At 52.2% G+C, this 20,322-nt stretch carries 19 protein-coding genes; 6 read left to right on the top strand and 13 right to left on the bottom strand.

The annotated features are described in order from the left end of the window. Positions 1-22: 22 nt before the first annotated feature. The gene (gene nudB, locus FC814_RS10480; RefSeq protein ID WP_077629663.1) at positions 23-475 is read right to left on the bottom strand and encodes a dihydroneopterin triphosphate diphosphatase; all 453 of its coding nucleotides are present in this window, start codon (positions 473-475) and stop codon (positions 23-25) included. Further along, positions 468-2,240, bottom strand: a complete 1,773-nt coding sequence (gene aspS, locus FC814_RS10475; protein ID WP_137325906.1) for an aspartate--tRNA ligase — start codon at positions 2,238-2,240, stop codon at positions 468-470. Before aspS ends, nudB begins: the two co-directional genes overlap by 8 nt. Before the next feature lie 310 nt (positions 2,241-2,550). Here aspS and FC814_RS10470 point away from each other — a divergent pair, with 310 nt between their 5' ends. The 5 genes from FC814_RS10470 to cmoB are packed head-to-tail and all read left to right on the top strand — an operon-like array spanning position 2,551 to position 6,132. After that, positions 2,551-3,117 (top strand): hydrolase, encoded by a 567-nt coding sequence (locus FC814_RS10470; RefSeq protein WP_085460798.1) that lies wholly within the window; start codon positions 2,551-2,553, stop codon positions 3,115-3,117. Next, positions 3,114-3,932, top strand: a complete 819-nt coding sequence (locus FC814_RS10465) for a DUF72 domain-containing protein (protein WP_085460799.1) — start codon at positions 3,114-3,116, stop codon at positions 3,930-3,932. The genes FC814_RS10470 and FC814_RS10465 overlap by 4 nt, the downstream gene beginning before the upstream one ends. 52 nt (positions 3,933-3,984) lie before the next feature. Further along, positions 3,985-4,380 (top strand): MAPEG family protein, encoded by a 396-nt coding sequence (locus FC814_RS10460; protein WP_010345040.1) that lies wholly within the window; start codon positions 3,985-3,987, stop codon positions 4,378-4,380. Positions 4,381-4,420: 40 nt separating this feature from the next. After that, a complete protein-coding gene (cmoA, locus tag FC814_RS10455; protein ID WP_000019588.1) occupies positions 4,421-5,164 on the top strand; it encodes a carboxy-S-adenosyl-L-methionine synthase CmoA in 744 nt (247 codons plus the stop codon). After that, positions 5,161-6,132 carry a tRNA 5-methoxyuridine(34)/uridine 5-oxyacetic acid(34) synthase CmoB gene (cmoB, locus tag FC814_RS10450; protein ID WP_000564725.1) on the top strand — a complete coding sequence of 324 codons (972 nt, stop codon included), beginning with the start codon at positions 5,161-5,163 and terminating at the stop codon, positions 6,130-6,132. The genes cmoA and cmoB overlap by 4 nt, the downstream gene beginning before the upstream one ends. A 34-nt stretch (positions 6,133-6,166) precedes the next feature. On the opposite strand, the gene torZ is transcribed toward cmoB, so the two are convergent. The 4 genes from torZ to FC814_RS10430 form a co-directional block, all read right to left on the bottom strand. Continuing rightward, positions 6,167-8,596: a trimethylamine N-oxide reductase TorZ gene (gene torZ / locus FC814_RS10445; protein ID WP_137325905.1), complete on the bottom strand. Its 2,430-nt coding sequence runs from the start codon at positions 8,594-8,596 to the stop codon at positions 6,167-6,169. Positions 8,597-8,620: 24 nt separating this feature from the next. Beyond that, on the bottom strand, positions 8,621-9,721 hold the full coding sequence (locus FC814_RS10440) for a NapC/NirT family cytochrome c (protein WP_137325904.1): 1,101 nt from the start codon (positions 9,719-9,721) through the stop codon (positions 8,621-8,623). Positions 9,722-10,110: 389 nt separating this feature from the next. Next, entirely contained in the window at positions 10,111-10,857 is a 747-nt protein-coding gene (cutC, locus tag FC814_RS10435) for a copper homeostasis protein CutC (RefSeq protein WP_001185707.1), read from the bottom strand. A gap of 13 nt (positions 10,858-10,870) precedes the next feature. After that, positions 10,871-11,437, bottom strand: coding sequence for a VOC family protein (locus FC814_RS10430; protein ID WP_010345044.1), 567 nt, complete (start codon positions 11,435-11,437; stop codon positions 10,871-10,873). A 214-nt stretch (positions 11,438-11,651) separates the two neighbouring features. Between FC814_RS10430 and argS the strand changes: the two genes are divergently transcribed. After that, positions 11,652-13,385 (top strand): arginine--tRNA ligase, encoded by a 1,734-nt coding sequence (argS, locus tag FC814_RS10425; RefSeq protein WP_137325903.1) that lies wholly within the window; start codon positions 11,652-11,654, stop codon positions 13,383-13,385. 52 nt (positions 13,386-13,437) lie between these two features. Here argS and flhe read toward each other — a convergent pair whose 3' ends face one another. From flhe to cheR, 7 genes are all read right to left on the bottom strand, one after another. Next, entirely contained in the window at positions 13,438-13,830 is a 393-nt protein-coding gene (gene flhe, locus FC814_RS10420) for a flagellar protein FlhE (protein WP_001221459.1), read from the bottom strand. After that, the gene (flhA, locus tag FC814_RS10415) at positions 13,830-15,908 is read right to left on the bottom strand and encodes a flagellar biosynthesis protein FlhA (RefSeq protein WP_137325902.1); all 2,079 of its coding nucleotides are present in this window, start codon (positions 15,906-15,908) and stop codon (positions 13,830-13,832) included. Before flhA ends, flhe begins: the two co-directional genes overlap by 1 nt. After that, positions 15,901-17,049, bottom strand: coding sequence for a flagellar biosynthesis protein FlhB (flhB, locus tag FC814_RS10410; protein ID WP_024212519.1), 1,149 nt, complete (start codon positions 17,047-17,049; stop codon positions 15,901-15,903). Before flhB ends, flhA begins: the two co-directional genes overlap by 8 nt. 201 nt (positions 17,050-17,250) lie before the next feature. Beyond that, a complete protein-coding gene (cheZ, locus tag FC814_RS10405) occupies positions 17,251-17,895 on the bottom strand; it encodes a protein phosphatase CheZ (protein ID WP_000983593.1) in 645 nt (214 codons plus the stop codon). A gap of 10 nt (positions 17,896-17,905) precedes the next feature. Next, positions 17,906-18,295 carry a chemotaxis response regulator CheY gene (cheY, locus tag FC814_RS10400; RefSeq protein ID WP_000763855.1) on the bottom strand — a complete coding sequence of 130 codons (390 nt, stop codon included), beginning with the start codon at positions 18,293-18,295 and terminating at the stop codon, positions 17,906-17,908. A 14-nt stretch (positions 18,296-18,309) separates the two neighbouring features. Further along, positions 18,310-19,359, bottom strand: a complete 1,050-nt coding sequence (gene cheB / locus FC814_RS10395) for a protein-glutamate methylesterase/protein glutamine deamidase (protein WP_000036399.1) — start codon at positions 19,357-19,359, stop codon at positions 18,310-18,312. Between the two features lie 2 nt (positions 19,360-19,361). Continuing rightward, positions 19,362-20,222 (bottom strand): protein-glutamate O-methyltransferase CheR, encoded by an 861-nt coding sequence (cheR, locus tag FC814_RS10390; RefSeq protein WP_137325901.1) that lies wholly within the window; start codon positions 20,220-20,222, stop codon positions 19,362-19,364. Between the last annotated feature and the right edge of the window lie 100 nt (positions 20,223-20,322).

Genomic DNA, 20,322 nt, shown 5'->3' with positions numbered 1-20,322 from the left:
ATCTCCAAATAGCCCTGCCTGTTCAGGCAGCGTTAATTACATACTCTTCAATCGCCTGCCGGTTGCTCCACGACTTAGTGAGCGCCGCTGCTGCGGGCGCATCAAGCCACTTGTAGGCCAAATGTTCAGTAAAAACAATCTGGCGTTCGTGCGGGAGCGCAAGACAGAACCATGATTCTGTATTGCGCATCACACCCGGCGCATAGCGATGACGCAAATGTGAAAAAATTTCAAACTCTACCGTGCGTTGACAGTCAATTAAGGTCAGTTGTTCAGCGACAACATCAATGGTGACCTCTTCCTTTACTTCGCGCATGGCAGCTTGCGGCGCGGTTTCACCCTCTTCCACGCTGCCGGTTACCGACTGCCAGAAATCGGGATCGTCACGCCGCTGTAACATCAGCACCCGTTTCGTATCTTGTGCATAGATGACCACTAAGATCGAAACGGGACGCTTATAAGTCATATCAATTATTCTCAGCCTTCTTCACAACCTGAATGCTCAGCTCAGCCAGAGCCGTCGGGTTAGCAAAGCTCGGTGCTTCAGTCATCAGACACGCTGCCGCTGTGGTTTTCGGGAAGGCGATAACGTCACGGATGTTGTCAGTGCCGGTCAGCAGCATGGTCAGACGGTCAAGGCCAAATGCCAGACCTGCGTGCGGCGGAGTGCCATATTTCAGGGCGTCGAGCAGGAAGCCGAATTTCTCGCGCTGTTCCTCTTCGGTGATACCCAGAATGCCAAATACAGTCTGTTGCATATCACCATTATGGATACGCACAGAGCCACCGCCCACTTCGTAACCATTGATGACCATATCATAAGCGTTCGCCACCGCATTTTCCGGTGCCGCTTTCAGCTCGGCAGCAGTCATGTCTTTCGGTGCGGTGAACGGATGGTGCATCGCGGTCAGGCCGCCTTCGCCGTCGTCTTCAAACATCGGGAAGTCGATAACCCACAGCGGCGCCCATTTGCTTTCGTCGGTCAGACCAAGGTCTTTACCCACTTTCAGACGCAGTGCGCCCATCGCGTCGGCAACAATTTTCTTGTTGTCGGCACCGAAGAAAATCATATCGCCATCTTGCGCGGCAGTACGATCCAGGATGGCTTCAATGATTTCAGCATTGAGGAACTTAGCTACCGGGCTGTTGATACCCTCCAGACCTTTCGCACGTTCGTTAACTTTGATGTAAGCCAGACCTTTCGCGCCATAGATTTTGACGAAGTTACCGTATTCATCGATCTGCTTACGGGTCAGCGATGCACCGCCCGGAACACTCAGAGCAGCGACGCGGCCTTTCGGATCGTTCGCTGGACCCGCGAATACCGCAAATTCAACAGATTTCAGCAGATCAGCAACGTCGGTCAGTTCCATCGGGTTACGCAGATCCGGTTTATCGGAACCGTAACGGCGTTCGGCTTCCGCAAAGGTCATTACCGGGAAATCGCCCAGATCCACGCCCTTCACTTCCAGCCACAGATGACGCACCAGAGCTTCCATTACCTCACGCACTTGCGGCGCGGTCATGAAAGAAGTTTCCACATCGATCTGGGTAAATTCTGGCTGACGGTCAGCACGCAGGTCTTCGTCACGGAAGCATTTTACAATCTGATAATAACGGTCGAAACCGGACATCATCAGCAACTGTTTGAACAACTGCGGAGATTGCGGCAGCGCGTAGAATTTGCCTTTATGCACACGAGAAGGCACCAGGTAGTCACGCGCGCCTTCCGGCGTCGCTTTGGTCAGCATCGGGGTTTCGATGTCGAGGAATCCGTGGTCGTCCATAAAACGGCGCACCAGGCTGGTAATTTTTGCACGGGTTTTCAGGCGCTGAGCCATTTCCGGGCGACGCAGATCAAGATAGCGGTATTTCAGACGCGCTTCTTCGGTGTTGACGTGGTTAGAGTCAAGCGGCAGAACGTCTGCGCGGTTGATGATGGTCAGCGAGGACGCCAGCACTTCGATTTCGCCGGTCGCCATATCGCGGTTGATATTTTTTTCGTCACGCGCACGCACGGTGCCCGTTACCTGAATGCAGAACTCATTACGCAGTTCAGAGGCCAGCTTTAACGCGTCCGCACGATCCGGATCGAAAAATACCTGCACGATACCTTCGCGGTCGCGCATATCGATGAAGATCAGGCTACCAAGATCACGACGACGGTTGACCCAACCACACAGAGTCACCTGCTGCCCCACGTGGGACAAACGGAGCTGTCCACAATATTCTGTACGCATGAGATATCCCTTAACTTAGCTGCCGGCGGACGTCCCCTGCTGCGCAGGTGACCTAAGTCGCAGCGTTAGCTGTATGTCACAACTGAATGAAAAAAGGCGGCTATTATACTGGAAATTCTGCCGCACCGTAAGAGTCTGGCCCGCTCTGGAACGACTCGTTACCACTTTATATCAGGCCTGAAATCAGACTCTACCCTTGTTTGCTATAAAGGTGTTGCCTGAGCACATAAAAATTAACAAAATTTGTCGTTCTGCCATCGGCTAATCGCATTAAGGTGAGAGGCTCGATTTTGTTTTATCTGGAGTCATCATGCTTGAACTGAATGCTAAAACCACTGCGCTGGTGGTGATTGATTTACAAGAAGGCATCTTACCGTTTGCCGGTGGTCCCCACACTGCTGAAGATGTCGTTAATCGCGCCGGGAAGCTGGCGGCGAAATTTCGAACTAACGGTCAGCCTGTGTTTCTGGTGCGCGTCGGCTGGTCTGCCGATTACGCCGAAGCATTAAAACAGCCAGTTGATGCTCCCTCACCTGCCAGAACGTTACCGGAAAACTGGTGGCAACATCCTGCGGCGTTAGGTGCAACTGACAGCGATATCGAAATCATCAAACGTCAATGGGGGGCGTTTTACGGTACGGATCTGGAGTTACAATTACGCCGTCGTGGCATTGACACCATCGTCTTATGTGGGATCTCAACCAATATTGGCGTCGAATCAACCGCCCGCAATGCCTGGGAGCTGGGCTTTAATCTGGTGATTGCCGAAGACGCCTGTAGTGCAGCCAGCACCGAACAGCACAATAACAGCATCAACCATATCTACCCGCGCATTGCCCGCGTGCGTCGCGTGGAAGAGATCCTCAACGCATTATGATTTACATCGGTCTGCCGCAATGGTCGCATTCAAAATGGGTGCGTTTGGGGATCTCCAGCCTGGAAGAGTATGCCCGCCACTTTAACTGTGTGGAGGGCAACACCACCCTTTATGCTCTGCCAAAGCAGGAAGTGGTTCTGCGTTGGCGCGAGCAGACCACCGATGATTTTCGTTTTTGTTTTAAATTTCCGGCAACCATTTCGCATCAGGCAGCATTGCGGCATTGCGATGATTTAGTGACTGAATTTTTGACCCGTATGTCGCCGTTAGCGCCGCGCATTGGACAATACTGGCTGCAATTGCCCGCCACGTTTGCTCCACGGGATCTGCCTGCGCTATGGCACTTTCTCGATTCTCTTCCTGGCGAATTTACCTATGGTGTGGAAGTCCGCCATCCGCAGTTTTTCACCAAAGGCGAAGAAGAACAAACGCTTAATCGAGGTTTGCATCAACGCAGCGTTAATCGGGTGATTTTAGACAGCCGTCCGGTTCATGCAGCACGTCCGCATAATGAAGCCATTCGCGATGCGCAACGGAAAAAACCGAAAGTTCCGGTACATGCCGTGTTGACGGCAAAGAATCCGCTGATCCGTTTTATCGGTAGCGATGATATGACACAAAACCGGGAATTATTTCAGGTCTGGTTGCAAAAATTAGCGCAATGGCAACAGACCACCACGCCTTATCTTTTCCTGCATACACCTGATATCGCCCAGGCACCGGAACTGGTACATACTCTGTGGGAAGACTTGCGTAAAACACTCCCAGAGATCGGAGCAGTTCCGGCTATTCCACAGCAATCTTCTCTTTTCTGAAATTGCCACCTATCATAGACAAGTGCCATCGGCCATTTTAAAGGGAGTTTGTATGGTAAGCGCGCTGTATGCCGTTTTAGGTGCGTTGTTATTAATGAAGTTCTCTTTCGATGTTGTTCGCCTGCGTTTGCAATATCGCGTTGCCTATGGCGACGGCGGTTTTAGCGAACTGCAAAGCGCCATTCGCATTCACGGTAACGCGGTGGAATATATTCCCATCGCGATTGTGTTGATGCTGTTTATGGAAATGAATGGCGCAGAAACCTGGATGGTGCATATTTGCGGCATCGTTTTGCTTGCTGGTCGTCTGATGCATTATTACGGTTTTCATCACCGTCTGTTCCGCTGGCGACGTTCCGGCATGAGCGCCACCTGGTGTGCGCTGTTGCTGATGGTGCTGGCGAATCTTTGGTATATGCCCTGGGAGTTGGTTTTCTCCCTGCGTTAGCGCACAATACGCCACTTTCTTTTTCCCGGATTTTTACGTTATGTCTCACCGCGACACGCTATTTTCTGCCCCTATCGCCAGACTGGGCGACTGGACCTTTGATGAACGGGTAGCTGAAGTCTTCCCGGATATGATCCAGCGTTCCGTTCCCGGCTATTCCAATATTATTTCCATGATTGGTATGTTAGCCGAACGCTTCGTTCAACCTGGTACGCAGGTTTACGATCTGGGTTGTTCTCTGGGCGCGGCGACGCTCTCGGTGCGTCGCAACATTCATCATGATAATTGCAAAATTATTGCCATCGACAACTCCCCGGCGATGATTGAACGCTGCCGTCGTCATATTGACGCCTATAAAGCCCCTACGCCAGTAGACGTTATTGAAGGTGATATTCGCGATATCGCCATTGAAAACGCATCGATGGTGGTGCTGAATTTTACCCTGCAATTCCTGGAACCTTCCGAGCGCCAGGCGTTACTGGATAAAATTTATCAAGGGCTGAACCCCGGCGGCGCGCTGGTGCTTTCGGAAAAATTCAGTTTCGAAGATGCCAAAGTTGGTGAACTGCTGTTCAACATGCACCACGACTTTAAACGTGCCAACGGTTACAGCGAACTGGAGATCAGCCAGAAGCGCAGCATGCTGGAAAACGTGATGCTGACCGATTCTGTGGAAACCCATAAAGCACGCCTGCATAAAGCCGGTTTTGAGCATAGCGAGCTGTGGTTCCAGTGCTTTAACTTTGGTTCGCTGGTGGCATTAAAAGCAGAGGACGCTGCATGATCGACTTTGGTAACTTTTATTCTCTGATTGCCAAAAATCACCTTTCGCACTGGCTGGAAACACTGCCTGCGCAGATTGCTAACTGGCAGCGTGAACAGCAGCACGGTCTGTTTAAACAGTGGTCCAATGCGGTGGAATTTCTGCCTGAAATTAAACCGTATCGTCTTGATTTACTGCATAGCGTGACGGCAGAAAGCGAAGAGCCGCTGAGTGCCGGGCAAATTAAACGCATTGAAACCCTGATGCGCAACCTGATGCCGTGGCGCAAAGGGCCGTTCTCGCTGTATGGCGTTAACATTGATACCGAATGGCGTTCCGACTGGAAATGGGATCGTGTTCTGCCCCATCTCTCTGATTTGACCGGGCGCACGATCCTCGATGTCGGCTGCGGCAGCGGTTATCACATGTGGCGCATGATCGGCGCAGGCGCGCACCTCGCGGTGGGGATCGACCCGACCCAACTTTTCCTCTGCCAGTTTGAAGCGGTGCGCAAACTGCTGGGTAACGATCAGCGCGCTCATCTGTTACCGTTAGGTATTGAACAGCTTCCGGCACTGAAAGCCTTTGATACCGTCTTTTCGATGGGTGTGCTGTACCATCGCCGTTCGCCGCTGGAGCATCTCTGGCAGTTGAAAGATCAACTGGTGAATGAGGGTGAACTGGTGCTTGAAACGCTGGTTATTGATGGCGACGAAAACACGGTACTGGTGCCGGGCGATCGTTACGCGCAAATGCGTAATGTCTACTTTATTCCCTCGGCGCTGGCGCTGAAAAACTGGCTGAAGAAGTGTGGTTTTGTTGATATCCGCATTGCGGACGTGAGCGTCACTACAACAGAAGAGCAGCGTCGCACTGAATGGATGGTTACTGAATCGCTGGCCGATTTCCTCGACCCGCATGATCCGGGCAAAACAGTGGAAGGTTATCCGGCACCTAAACGCGCGGTGCTGATTGCGCGCAAACCGTAAAGATTAGCGCCCGTTTCCGGGCGCTATTCACTTCTTACGCCTGAATGGCTGGCTGATCAAACGCCGTTAACTTCGGCGCATTGCCCGTGTATTTTTCGATATACACCAACGAGGTGTTACCGGCACAGGCATTCGCCAGCTGCGAGCTGGGAATATCCGCCGTTAACACGTTTGCGCAGCCGTTTTTACACAAGCCATTCTCCAGATCCGGCCATGCGCCTTCATGCACGCACACCACGCCTTTTTTGATCCCGTCAGTCACCACGGCTCCCGTCAGGATCTGACCGCGTTTGTTCCAGACGCGTACCAGATCGCCGTTCGCAATGCCAAAGCGAGCAGCATCTTCTGTATGAATGGTGAGCGGCTCACGATCGGCAACCGCATATTTTTTACGCAGTTCCGCATAGTTAAGCTGACTGTGTAAACGGTGTGCCGGATGTGCGGTCAGAAGCTGCAACTGCTTCTCGTCGGCGGTACCTTTCCACTCATCAGGCGCAAGCCAGGTTGGGTGTGCCGGGCAATCCTTATAAGCAAATTTTTCCAGCGTTTTGGAATAGATCTCAATTTTGCCGCTTGGCGTACCCAGCGCATTTTTCACCGGATCGGCGCGGAAATCGCCATAGCGAACATATTGCTCGTTCTTCTCGCTGCGGCGCATTTCAAGCAGTTTATTTTGCTGCCAGAAGGCATTAAACATCGGCATAGTGACGCGTTGCGCACGCGCACCTTTCTGAGCGGCATCATAGAAAAATTTCAGCCACGCCATTTCATCTTTACCTTCGGTATAGATCTCTTTTCCGCCAGGTTTCAGTAATTCAGCAAGATCGGCAAACACGTCAAAATCGTTACGTGCTTCAAACTGCGGCGCAACCACTTGCTTCATCGGTACGATGTGCTGGTTGCTGTAGTCGCCGGTCATCGTCAGGTCATTGCGCTCAAACGATGTGGTGATCGGTAATACGATATCCGCGTGTTTAGCTGCTGCCGTCCAGTAGCATTCAGACACGACAATCAGCTCTGGTTTCTGCCAGGCTTTTATCAAACGATTGGTATCCTGGTGATGGGTGAAATTACCGCCGCCAGCCCACCAGATCATTTTGATATTTGGGTAAGTTTGTTCTTTACCGTTATGCTGATATTTGCCGCCAGGATTTTCCAGCGCATCGACAATACGGGCGACAGGGATCGCCGTCATTCCGCCATCATCAGCGGCCTCACTGGCCTGTCCGGCAATCGCCGCAGACATTTCCGGCAGTACGCCGCCAACGCGTGTTGGGTTGCCACCGTTGGAGTAATGATAAGAGAAACCAAAGCCGCCGCCCGGCGTACCAATCTGTCCTAACATCGCCGCCAGGGTCACCAGCATCCAGTGTTTCTGTTCACCATATTGCTGGCGCTGAATTCCCCAACCTGCCATCAGCATCGTGCGATTCGCCGCCATCAGTTCGGCAAGTTTGACTATCTGCGCCTCCGGCACACCGGTAATTTCCGCCGCCCAGGCCGCGCTCTTCGGCGTATTATCTTTCTTGCCGGTCAGATACTCTTCAAACTGCGGATAGCCGGTGGTGTATTTTTCAAGGAACGCTTTATCGTGTTTGCCTTGTGTCATCAGGGTGTGCGCAACCCCTAACATCAGCGCCACGTCGGTGCCCATATTCGGCGCGATCCAGGTGGCGTTATCGCCAAAGAACTCGATCGTTTCGGAACGGATAGGATCAATGGCAATCACCGGTTTGCCAGATTTCTTCAGTTGATGGAAGTACTCCAGCCCCTGCTCATCGGTACTGCTCCAGGCAATTTTTAAGGTATTCAGCGGGTTCATCCCCCACAACACCACCACCTGGCTGTTTTCCAGAATCAGCGGCCAGGAGGTCTGCTGTTCATAAACCTCTACGGAACCGACAACGTGCGGCATGATCACCTGCGCAGCCCCGGTCGAGTAATCGCCACTATGTCCTGAATAACCGCCCGCCAGATTCATATAACGTTGCAGTAAAGTTTGCGCTTTATGCAACACGCCAGAAGAACGCCAACCGTAAGATCCGGCAAAAATGGCCGATGGTCCATTGGCCTTGCGGATGCGATCGTGTTGTTCATGAATCAGTTTTAATGCTTGTTCCCAGCTCACCTGAACGTAACTGTCGTCGCCGCGACCTTTCGCCGGTTGCAGTGGATTGTCGAGATAGCTTTTTCGCACCATCGGATGCTGAATACGCACCGTGGTATGCACCTGATCCGCCGCCGTAGATTGCAAAGAGTTCGGGATGGTCTTCGCCAGCGCGCCTGTAGAAGAAACAATTTTACCGTCCTTCACTTCTACGTTCATCGCTCCCCAACGGCCTGCGGTAAGAATTTTACCGCCCTTCTCTTCTGCCCAGGCAGGTAACGGTACAGCCGATGTCACCACCAGCGCCCCTGCCGCAATACCGCTTTTTTTAATAAACTCACGTCTTGTTAATGTCATAACTTCCTCCCTGATCAACGAAGATCACTGTTTCTCGGTAATATCTTTAGCGTTGTACTGGAAGTACCGCGTCAAAATATCCAGTTCGTTTTCGCTCATGCTGGTTCGCGCCCCCATCCCTTTGGCAATGGACGGCCAGGCATTGACGGTGTAATGGTCGGCGGCAATAGGCGCATGGCAACCAGCGCAATAGGTGTCGTCAAGTTTTTCAGCGTATTGCCATAGCGGTTTACGGTCTGCTAATGCGGGATCGGTAAGCGTCCCCTGTAATGACGCCTGACGCCATTGATTACCGTATTCGTCAGCTTTCCATTCCCCGTTTATCGTTAGCGCCTTGATACCTTCTTCGCTTAGTGTGGCTAACGCCAGCCGCTGACCTGCCGCCAGGTAGAGCGTGTTTTCACTGCCCTGCATCTGATATCCCTGCAACAGGACGAGCGGCTGTTTGCCACTGGCATCAACAACCGTGAGATCGGTGCCAGGATTCACAGTAGCCAGTTCACCTATGTGAGAAGGTTTGAAAGGATAAATATGCGCGCCATTAGTCACTGATGTGGCGGCCTGACTTTCCAGTTCATGCTCCGCCTTGTCATCCATTTTTATTTCAGGCGGAAAATGGGCAATGCCTTTATGACAATCGATACAGGTTTCGCCGTCCTTTTGCGCTTTGTTATGCATTTTCTGCGCAGATTCACTTTGCGAGGCAATATCCATGGCATCAAAAGAATGGCAACTACGGCACGTTGCAGAGTCTGAGGCCTTTAATTCTTTCCACACTGTTTCGGCCATTTCCTGACGATGGGATTCGAACTTATCGTCGCTGTCTATTTTGCCGCTAACAAATTCATGATAAATATCTTTAGATGCTTTTAATTTAGCAAATAAATAATCCATTCCTGACTTTGGAATATGGCAATCGGCACATTCAGCACGAATACCTTTTTGATTAGAAAAATGGACAGTCCCCTGATATTCCTCAAACGGTTTGCTCATTGAGTGGCAGGAAAGACAAAATGCCGTTTCCGACGTTTTGTGCAACGTTTTTTGCGCCAACAATAACCCACCGCTACCCACCACTACTGCTATGAGCAGAAAAAATAACCTAATGCGTTTTTTCCCTCGCATAGATTCCTCTAATTAAATTCCAGTACACCGAACCAGCTGTATAAATAAATATACAACGAATTAATAACTCACTAAATTCGGCACAACACTGCCTGAAATAATCGACAAAGAATATGATTTATTGCAATTTAACCATTAATTATTAAAGAAGAAACCAGCCGTTATTTTTTAATATATATTTGGCAGTTTTAATAATTTAAATTACATAGTTAATATGAATATATATAACATTTTTAGTAGCATGATTTGGCGCGCTATTACGAAGTCGATATGACACGGCAACTGTTCATTTTTCATACTTCTCAAGGATAAAAAAAGGCCCCTGTTGAATGGGCAGGGGCCTGGTACGAGCAAGCATCATATTGGGCGACATGATGCAACGGTAAAAATCATTTGGCCTGATGGCGCTCAATGATTCCTTTCATTTCAGCAACCGCCGTCCCGTCTACGACATAACGCGAATACTCGTCCGCGTGTGCATCCGATGACATGGACAATCCCTGATTACGATAACGCATCGGTGAGGCTTGCCACGCTCCTGCAGAGCTATGGACTTCCAGCACCCCGGCATCGAGGAAATGGTGCAGGTTTTCTGCACGGACTCCTGCTCCGGCCATGATGATTGGAGCATCACCATAGGCAATAAGTTCCATAATTTTTGATAAACCTTGCAGTGCATCAGATTTTTGCCCCGATGTCAGCACCCTGGCAATGCCTAATTCAGCAAGGTTATTCAATGTATTTAAAGGGTTAGCGCACATATCGAAGGCACGATGAAAAGTGACGGCCAGCGGACCAGCAGCCGCCATTATTTTTTCCATTCGTGGCATATCGACATTACCATCAACATCCAGAACCCCCGTCACCAGTCCAGGAAATCCTAATTCACGCACTGTGCGGATATCTTCAAGAATGGCGGCAAACTCGCCGTCGCTGTAGCAAAAATCGCCACCGCGTGGACGGATGATCGGATGTACGGGGATCGTAACATGCTGGCGCACGGACTTCAGAACGCCCAGTGACGGCGTTAGCCCCCCTTCTTTCGGTGCCGCACACAATTCTATTCTGTCGGCACCGTTTTGCTGCGCCGTCAGCGCGCATTCCATGCTGTAACAGCAAATTTCCAGTAATGCCATTTTTGCTCCTTAATTACGCCGACTGCTCGCTGGCAACGATCTCTTCAATGGACCATGGATGAAATTTTATCGTCGTTTTGCCATCGGTGACCGCCAGCGTCGGATTCGGTAATCGTTCATGCTCACCTTTTGGCGAACTGGTTTTAACCGAGATCCCCGGCAGGCTTAGTCCTTCATCAGAAAGCAACGCCAGCGCGCGGGCATTCAGCGTTTCCGGCTCTCCTGGCAGAACAATTTCGATATGTTCCCAACCTTCATGCGGGTAGCGTTTTTCCCCTGGCCACGGCAACTCAACAATCGAAAACTGCCAGTGAGCAACCTGTACCGGTTCACGCAATTTAAACAGGCAAATCGGTCTACCATTGATCATATTTTCTGACAGGAGTTCGCCGCACTGTTCAAACCCGCGACGCCAGCGTTCGGCGGTGGCGTTTTGATGGCAACGCAAAGAAATGTGATCGGCAGTCAGCGGAGTAATATCCAGCCCCAGACGCCGTGAAAGTTCGTCTAATGCGTGGATAAATCGCGGTAAATCCGTTGCAATATCCTGCAACTCGTCGATAGATTGCCAGTTCGCCATAATCACTCTTCGTCTTCGGTAAAAGCGTTAATTTACCCTGTTGCCCTGCGCCAACCAACCGCTGATTTCACGCCGCTCCTGATGCAATAGTGAAAACGGCAATACGCCACGCGCACGTTGCTGACGAAAACAGCCATTTGCAGTATACTCCCGCCCTAATTTCTTTAACTGGTGCGGGCAATTTTTGCTCGCTTCATCAATGTAAGGTATTCCGGTGAATATTCAGGCTCTTCTCTCAGAAAAAGTCCGTCAGGCCATGATTGCGGCAGGCGCGCCTGCGGATTGCGAACCGCAGGTTCGTCAGTCAGCAAAAGTTCAGTTCGGCGACTATCAGGCTAACGGCATGATGGCAGTTGCTAAAAAACTGGGTATGGCACCGCGACAATTAGCAGAGCAGGTGCTGACTCATCTGGATCTTAACGGTATCGCCAGCAAAGTTGAGATCGCCGGTCCTGGCTTTATCAACATTTTCCTTGATCCGGCATTCCTGGTTGAACATGTTCAGCAGGCGCTGGCGTCCGATCGTCTCGGTGTTGCTACGCCAGAAAAACAGACCATTGTGGTTGACTACTCCGCGCCAAACGTGGCGAAAGAGATGCACGTCGGTCATCTGCGTTCCACTATCATTGGTGACGCGGCAGTACGTACTCTGGAGTTCCTCGGTCACAAAGTGATTCGTGCTAACCACGTCGGCGACTGGGGCACTCAGTTCGGTATGCTGATTGCATGGCTGGAAAAGCAGCAGCAGGAAAACGCCGGTGAAATGGAGCTGGCTGACCTTGAAGGTTTCTACCGCGATGCGAAAAAGCATTACGACGAAGATGAAGAGTTCGCCGAGCGTGCACGTAACTACGTGGTAAAACTGCAAAGCGGTGACGAATATTTCCGCGAGATGTGGCGCAAGCTGGTCGACATCACCATGACGCAGAACCAGATCACCTACGATCGTCTGAACGTGACGCTGACCCGTGATGACGTGATGGGCGAAAGCCTGTACAACCCGATGCTGCCGGGTATCGTGGCGGATCTGAAAGCCAAAGGTCTGGCAGTAGAAAGCGAAGGCGCAACCGTCGTATTCCTTGATGAGTTCAAAAACAAGGAAGGCGAACCGATGGGTGTGATCATTCAGAAGAAAGATGGCGGCTATCTCTACACCACCACCGATATCGCCTGTGCGAAGTACCGTTACGAGACGCTACATGCCGATCGCGTGCTGTATTACATCGACTCCCGTCAGCATCAACACCTGATGCAGGCGTGGGCGATCGTCCGTAAAGCAGGCTACGTGCCGGAATCCGTACCGCTGGAACACCACATGTTTGGCATGATGCTGGGCAAAGACGGCAAACCGTTTAAAACCCGTGCTGGCGGTACAGTGAAACTGGCCGATCTGCTGGATGAAGCCCTGGAGCGTGCACGTCGTCTGGTGGCAGAGAAGAACCCGGATATGCCAGCCGACGAGTTGGAAAAACTGGCCAATGCCGTGGGTATCGGTGCGGTGAAATACGCGGATCTCTCCAAAAACCGCACCACCGACTACATCTTCGACTGGGACAACATGCTGGCGTTTGAGGGTAATACTGCGCCGTACATGCAGTATGCCTACACCCGTGTGTTGTCCGTGTTCCGTAAAGCAGAAATTAACGAAGAGCAACTGGCTGCGGCTCCGGTGATCATCCGTGAAGATCGCGAAGCACAATTGGCTGCTCGCCTGCTGCAGTTTGAAGAAACCCTCACTGTGGTTGCCCGTGAAGGCACGCCGCACGTGATGTGTGCTTATCTGTACGATCTGGCCGGTCTGTTCTCTGGCTTCTACGAGCACTGCCCGATCCTTAGCGCAGAAAACGAAGAAGTGCGTAACAGCCGTCTGAAACTGGCGCAACTGACGGCGAAGACGCTGAAACTGGGTCTGGATACGCTGGGTATTGAGACGGTAGAGCGTATGTAATAGCGTTATACCGCAAAGGCCGATGTCGTTGCAGACATCGGCTTTTTTATCACTAACGGTAATTCACAATCACTTCATTACGTTGTACCTTCAGCGGCGGAATTAACCGCCCACCGCCAGGCACTTCCCAGATAAATCGCAACGGTTCTGCCGCCGGTATACCGGAAAAGGCCACAGTGCTCCCACTCTGCCCGTCTAACTCGACACAACGAGATTGTGAACACAAGCGTACCCGCAGCCCCGATGGTGTCGGGCCGATAAGCTGATAACGCCACGCCACCAGCGTCATCAATCCTGATGCTGGTTGTCGCGAAGAAAGAGGCGCTGACGACATCGACTCACCGCGATGATTTAGCGTAACGCCCACACTACTTGTCTGCCACATCCCCTCCCCGGCGGCTTGTACAACCAGCGGAAACAACAATATCGCCAGTAAGATCCTCATTATTTACCCCCAATAGTCGCCGTCATCCGAATCTGCCGGTTATCAGAGAGTTCGAGATTCGACAGCACCACCAGTTGCGGCAGGCTACGGCGCAGAAAGCGAGACAATAGCGGACGCAGCGCGTGGTTCACCAACAGTACTGGCGGCGCACCCAGCATCTCCTGACGGGATAATGCTTCCTGGGTCTGTGCCAGCAAACGATCCGCCAGCCCCGGTTCCAGTCCGCCACCGCCCTGCAACGCCTGTAACAGTAAACGCTCCAGTGGCGTGTCCAGACCAATAACGTGAACTTCATCTTTACCGGGGAACCACTGCTGAGTAATTGCCCGCCCCAGCGCCACGCGCACGACGGCGGTTAATTCATGCGGATCGCTCTGGATAGGCGCATGTTCCGCCAGTGTTTCAAGAATGGTGCGCATATCGCGGATCGGTACTTTTTCATCAAGCAGGTTTTGTAGCACTTTATGCAGCGTGGTAAGCGTGATAACGCCAGGAACCAAATCCTCCGTCAGTTTTGGCATCTCCTGCGCCACGCGATCCAGTAACTGCTGCGCCTCCTGACGACCAAACAGTTCTGCGGCATGTTGACTAATGAGGTGGTTAAGATGCGTTGCCACCACTGTACTGGCTTCAACCACCGTATATCCCTGAATCTGCGCTTGTTCTTTTAGCGCACTTTCGATCCAGATAGCATTAAGTCCAAATGCCGGATCGACAGTCACTTCGCCGGGTAGCGTCCCGGCGGCTGTTCCTGGGTTAATGGCCAGCCAGCGCCCCGGATAAGCATCACCACTGCCAATCTCAACGCCTTTCATCAAGATACGATAGCGGGCAGGCTGTAGATCCATATTGTCGCGGATGTGCACCACTGGCGGTAGAAAGCCCATCTCCTGAGCAAATTTCTTGCGAATACTGCGAATACGACCAAGCAACTCGCCATCCTGCTGAAAATCGACCATCGGGATCAGCCGATAACCCACTTCCATTCCCAGAGAATCTTCCAGTTGCACATCGTTCCAGGTCGCTTCGACAACGGCATTATTTTCCGCCATCTTCACTGGTTTCGGTTCAGCGGGCGCTTTTTGTTCACGTCCACGAACCCACCATGCCAGCCCCAGCAATCCCGCTGTGAACAGTAAAAATACCAGGTTTGGCATTCCCGGCACCAGCCCCAGTAAACCTAGCACTGCGGCACTTAACAACATGACGCTGGGGTTACTGAAAAGCTGATTAACCATCTGCTCGCCAACGTCCTGATCGGTACTGACTCGCGTAACGATAACCCCCGCAGCGGTAGAAATAACCAGCGCAGGTATTTGCGCGACCAGACCATCACCGATGGTCAACAGCGTATAACTTTCCGCTGCATGACCCATACTCATGCCATGTTGCAACACCCCAACCAGCAATCCGCCAACAACGTTAATGACCATGATGAGGATCCCGGCGATGGCGTCACCACGGACAAACTTACTCGCCCCGTCCATTGAGCCGTAAAAATCAGCTTCTTGGGTCACTTCTGAACGTCGCTTTTTTGCTTCATCTTCGCCAATCAGGCCAGCGTTGAGGTCGGCATCAATCGCCATCTGTTTTCCTGGCATTCCGTCGAGAACAAAGCGCGCACCCACTTCCGCGATACGTCCGGCACCTTTGGTAATGACCATAAAGTTGATGATCACGAGGATGACAAACACCACAATGCCGATGGCAAAGTTACCGCCCACGAGAAAATGACCAAATGCTTCAACCACCTTCCCTGCCGCCGCCGCGCCAGTATGCCCTTCCATCAAAATGATACGCGTGGAAGCCACATTAAGCGCCAGACGCAGCAGCGTGGTAAACAACAGAATGGTCGGAAACGCGGCAAACTCAAGCGTGCGCTGGGTAAACATCGCCACCAGCAACACCATAATCGACAAGGCAATGTTGAAAGTGAACAGCAGGTCGAGAATGAATGCGGGCAATGGCAGCACCATCATCGACAAAATCAGCAGGATCAAAATAGGTCCGGCAAGGATCTGCCACTGTGTCGATTTCAGGTTTGCGGGCAGGCGCAGCATCGAGGCCAGATTACTCATGGGACGGTTTCTCGTTGATAAAATCCAGGGCTTCCGGCACCGGAAGATGAGTGGGTTGTTCAGGACGTTGTCCACCGGCCAGACGCCAGCGTTTCAGTTGCCAGACCCAGGCCAGCACTTCCGCCACGGCGGCATACAGTTGACCGGGAATTTGTTGGCCGATTTCTGCGTGTCGATACAGCGCGCGCGCCAGCGGCGGCGCTTCAAGAGTCGGGACGTTATTTTCAGCGGCGATTTCACGAATGCGTAACGCCACCAGCCCCGCGCCTTTAGCAACGACTTTCGGCGCGCTCATTTTGTTTTCGTCATACTGCAATGCCACTGAATAGTGAGTTGGGTTATTAACAATGACGTCCGCTTTCGGCACATCGGCCATCATCCGACGCCGCGCGGCAGCACGCTGCATCTGACGAATTCGCCCTTTGACATGCGGATCGCCTTCGCTTTGTTTGAACTCATCACGAATATCCTGCCGTGACATACGCAGCTTTTTCAGGTGGCTGAAAATTTGAAAAAAGACGTCAAATCCCACCATCGGAATGACACCAAGCACCACTAAAAGTGCACACAACCCCACAACATCCATCGCGTTAGCCATTGCGGTAATGGGTGACTGCGCCATTAAGCGCATCATCTGCGGCCAGTGATGCCAGAGATAAAAGCCAGTAACGCAGCCAACCAGTGTAGATTTCAGGATAGCTTTCAGCAGCTCCGCGCCAGTTTGCGCCGAGAAAATACGTTTAATGCCCGGTAGTGGGTTGAGTTTGGAAAACTTCGGTTGCAATGATTTACCACTAAATACCAGCCCCCCCAGCATGACCGGCGAAATGAGCGCCACCAGCACCACACCGCTAATCAGCGGCAACAGTGCAAGCATGGCTTCTCTGATCAGCAAAATAATCTGTCCGAGAATGAGGTTGGGGTCATTGATGATGCTGTGATCAAAATGCAGCCCGGCGGAGAGCATCCCCGACAACCGCCGTGCCAGAGACGCGCCACCAAACCAAATAACACACACGCCCACCAGTAAAATGAGCAGTGAGGTCAGCTCACGGGAGCGCGGGATCTGCCCCTCTTCCCGCGCTTTTTCAAGTCGGTGAGGTGTGGGAGCTTCTGTTTTGTCGTCGCTCTCGTCAGACACGTCGCCAATCCTGGAAATGGTAATAAGCGTGAATAATGCCAGAGCGGAAAGCATTCAATGCCTGGAATAAGTGGCAAAACAGGTGGGCTTTAGGGCTTTTACCGCAGTACATCAGACAGGGAGCACGTTTGTCGGATGTGGCGTAAACGCCTTATCCGACCGCCTGATATGACGCGGTCACGTCACATCAGGCAATACAAATCAAAACCCAAGACTATCCAACAAATCGTCCACCTGATCCTGACTGGCAACCACACCGGCTTTGCTGGTATCGACCTGTGGTCCGTTAAGCAAACTCTGGTTTTCACGTTTCGGACGCGCATCCTGTTCCGGGATATTTTCCAGCAGCACCATCAACAACTGGCGTTCAATTTCCTGAATCACATCCATCATCCGTTTAATCACCTGCCCGGTGAGATCCTGAAAATCCTGCGCCATCATAATTTCCAGCAGTTGCGCGTTTGTGAAGCTGGTATGCGCGGGCACATCCGCCAGAAATTGCCGCGTATCTGTCACCAGTTCACGGGCGTCGGCAAGGTCAATCGGATCGGCGAACCAGTCATCCCAGCGTTGGGTTAATGCTTTTGCCGATTCCTCCATTTCATCCTGATGCGGTTGCGACGCCTCAACGCTATTCAGCGCCCGCTCTGCGGCCTGCGCAGTCATCTGCACAACGTAGAACAAGCGATCGCGGGCATCAGGGATGGCTTCTGCAGCTTCGGCTATCGCCTGATCCAGTCCCAGCTCGCGCAGGCTGTCACGCAGCATACGTGTCAGGCTGCCGATGCGCGCGATGATATCGCCGGCTGCATGTTCATCAGCAGGTTTGATTGATGGTTGCATCATAGTCGCATCCTCACATGCCCAGTTTCTCAAAGATTTTGTTGAGTTTTTCCTCCAGCGTCGCGGCGGTAAATGGCTTAACCACATAGCCACTGGCCCCCGCTTGTGCTGCCGCGATAATGTTCTCTTTCTTCGCCTCAGCGGTCACCATCAGCACTGGCAACGCCGACATCGCACCATCAGCACGAATGGTTTTCAGCAACTCCAGACCATCCATATTCGGCATATTCCAGTCGGAAATCACAAAGCCATAACCGCCCGCCTGTAACTTGTTGAGAGCATCAGCGCCATCTTCCGCTTCCTCAACATTGTTGAAACCCAGCTCTTTCAGCAGGTTACGCACAATGCGTCGCATGGTGGAAAAGTCATCCACAACCAAAAATTTAAGTTCTTTATCCGCCATTTCACACTCCTGATTTAAATACGTATCGCCTGTCCGACACTGATTTTCGCCAGCATTTGCTGGCTTACCTGGCTAAGATCGACCACTTCGCAGACGCCCCCCAGATTGATGGCCTCGCGCGGCATACCGAACACCACACAGCTTGCTTCGTTTTGCGCAAGGGTCCATGCCCCCGCCTGACGCATCGCCAACATTCCCGCCGCACCGTCGTTGCCCATACCGGTGAGGATCACTCCAACCGCGTTGCGCCCCGCCTGTCTGGCGACAGAATGAAACAACACATCCACCGACGGTCGATGGCGGTTAACCGCCGGGCCATCGTGAATTTTGATTTGATAGTTCGCGCCGCTGCGCGCCAGTTCCATATGTCGATCGCCCGGTGCGATATAGGCATGTCCCGGCAAAACACGTTCTCCGTCTTCGGCCTCTTTAACACCGATTTGACACAGCTTATTCAGGCGGTCGGCAAAAGAACGGGTAAAGCCAGGCGGCATATGCTGGGTGATTAACAGTGCCGGGCTGGAAAGCGGCAGCGGCTGCAATACGTGCCGAATTGCCTCGGTGCCCCCCGTTGAAGCACCAATCGCAATCAGTTTTTCTGAACTCAACAACGGCCCCGCCTTCAGCGTTGCCGGAGCCGATAATGGTTTATGCGCCGCGAGGCTCGCCCTCGACGCCGTACGCACCTTTTCAGCGATCATTTCGCTGTACGCCAGCATCCCTTCTCGAATACCCAGTTGCGGTTTAGTGACAAAATCAATCGCCCCCAACTCCAGCGCACGCAGCGTCACTTCAGAACCTTTGCCGGTCAGAGAAGAAACCATCACAACGGGCATTGGACGCAAACGCATTAATTTTTCGAGGAAATCCAGCCCGTCCATCCGTGGCATTTCAACATCCAGCGTCAGCACATCGGGGTTGAATTTCTTAATCAAATCTCGCGCTACCAGCGGATCGGGCGCCGTTGCCACCATTTCCATATCGCTATGGCTGTTGATGATTTCCGTCATGATCTGGCGCATCAGTGCCGAATCATCGACAGACAACACCCTGATTTTGCTCATGGTTAATCCTTACTTAGCGCATACACCGTCTGCCCACGCAGCGTGAAGCTGCGCTCAAGGTGGCTGAAATTTTCAGAGTGCCCCGCAAACAGCAATCCGTCAGGTTTAAGTAGTGGCACGAAGCGGCGCAAAATCTCCTGTTGGGTCGTTTGATCAAAGTAGATCATGACGTTACGGCAGAAGATCGCATCAAACGGCCCCGGTACGGTGTACTGTTTCGCCAACAAATTCAGCGGGGAAAAATCGACATAGCTCGCCAGTTCCTGGCGCACGCGCACCAGCCCTTCATGCGGCCCCGTGCCGCGCATGAAGTAACGCTGGAGTTGTTGTGGCGTCAGGTTTTTCAGCTCTTCATGGCGATAAATGCCGCTTCTGGCTTTTTCCAGCACTTCGGTGTCGATATCACTGGCGAACACTTTCCAGCGTCCAGGCGCGGTGCCTAATGTGTCCGCCAGCGTCATGGCAATGCTGTACGGCTCTTCACCAGTCGACGCCGCCGAGCTCCATACACGATATTCCCCAGAACGACGGCGAGCGTGAGCCGCGAGCAGTGGGAAATGATGCCCTTCACGGAAAAATGCCGTCAGGTTGGTAGTCAGCGAGTTAATAAATGCCTGCCACTCGCCGCTAAACTGATTAGATTCCAGCATGTTCAGATAATGACCAAAATCGGCCAGTCCCAGCGAGCGCAAACGGCGTATCAACCGGTTGTAGACCATGTCACGCTTGTGGTCGGCCAGAACAATCCCCGCACGTTGATAGATCAATTGACTTATCCGCCGAAAATGAACGTCGGAAAGCGCAAGGCGCTCGCTCATCTGTAACAATAAAGACGTTTGCCCACAGGGCTGAGATGATGTCATAGCGCCTTCTCAATCACTTCAGGAAACCACTGGCACAGCCTGTAACTGCACCGATTGTGTTGTAATAGCGCCACCAGAAACGATAAGCGCGACGTTCTGT

It is taken from the genome of Escherichia sp. MR (genome assembly GCF_005280595.1).
In the GTDB taxonomy this organism is placed as follows: Bacteria; Pseudomonadota; Gammaproteobacteria; order Enterobacterales; family Enterobacteriaceae; genus Escherichia; species Escherichia ruysiae.
The sequence above is the reverse complement of the archived record's forward strand: the minus strand, read 5'-3'. Positions and strand labels throughout refer to the sequence as shown.

What these genes read in the sequence shown, in the direction of transcription:
- aspS (WP_137325906.1), bottom strand. Translation starts at nt 2,240, where the DNA reads ATGCGTACAGAATATTGTGGACAGCTCCGTTTGTCCCACGTGGGGCAG.
- FC814_RS10470 (WP_085460798.1), top strand. Translation starts at nt 2,551, where the DNA reads ATGCTTGAACTGAATGCTAAAACCACTGCGCTGGTGGTGATTGATTTA.
- FC814_RS10465 (WP_085460799.1), top strand. Translation starts at nt 3,114, where the DNA reads ATGATTTACATCGGTCTGCCGCAATGGTCGCATTCAAAATGGGTGCGT.
- FC814_RS10460 (WP_010345040.1), top strand. Translation starts at nt 3,985, where the DNA reads ATGGTAAGCGCGCTGTATGCCGTTTTAGGTGCGTTGTTATTAATGAAG.
- cmoA (WP_000019588.1), top strand. Translation starts at nt 4,421, where the DNA reads ATGTCTCACCGCGACACGCTATTTTCTGCCCCTATCGCCAGACTGGGC.
- cmoB (WP_000564725.1), top strand. Translation starts at nt 5,161, where the DNA reads ATGATCGACTTTGGTAACTTTTATTCTCTGATTGCCAAAAATCACCTT.
- torZ (WP_137325905.1), bottom strand. Translation starts at nt 8,596, where the DNA reads ATGACATTAACAAGACGTGAGTTTATTAAAAAAAGCGGTATTGCGGCA.
- FC814_RS10440 (WP_137325904.1), bottom strand. Translation starts at nt 9,721, where the DNA reads ATGCGAGGGAAAAAACGCATTAGGTTATTTTTTCTGCTCATAGCAGTA.
- cutC (WP_001185707.1), bottom strand. Translation starts at nt 10,857, where the DNA reads ATGGCATTACTGGAAATTTGCTGTTACAGCATGGAATGCGCGCTGACG.
- FC814_RS10430 (WP_010345044.1), bottom strand. Translation starts at nt 11,437, where the DNA reads ATGGCGAACTGGCAATCTATCGACGAGTTGCAGGATATTGCAACGGAT.
- flhe (WP_001221459.1), bottom strand. Translation starts at nt 13,830, where the DNA reads ATGAGGATCTTACTGGCGATATTGTTGTTTCCGCTGGTTGTACAAGCC.
- flhA (WP_137325902.1), bottom strand. Translation starts at nt 15,908, where the DNA reads ATGAGTAATCTGGCCTCGATGCTGCGCCTGCCCGCAAACCTGAAATCG.
- cheZ (WP_000983593.1), bottom strand. Translation starts at nt 17,895, where the DNA reads ATGATGCAACCATCAATCAAACCTGCTGATGAACATGCAGCCGGCGAT.
- cheY (WP_000763855.1), bottom strand. Translation starts at nt 18,295, where the DNA reads ATGGCGGATAAAGAACTTAAATTTTTGGTTGTGGATGACTTTTCCACC.
- cheB (WP_000036399.1), bottom strand. Translation starts at nt 19,359, where the DNA reads ATGAGCAAAATCAGGGTGTTGTCTGTCGATGATTCGGCACTGATGCGC.
- cheR (WP_137325901.1), bottom strand. Translation starts at nt 20,222, where the DNA reads ATGACATCATCTCAGCCCTGTGGGCAAACGTCTTTATTGTTACAGATG.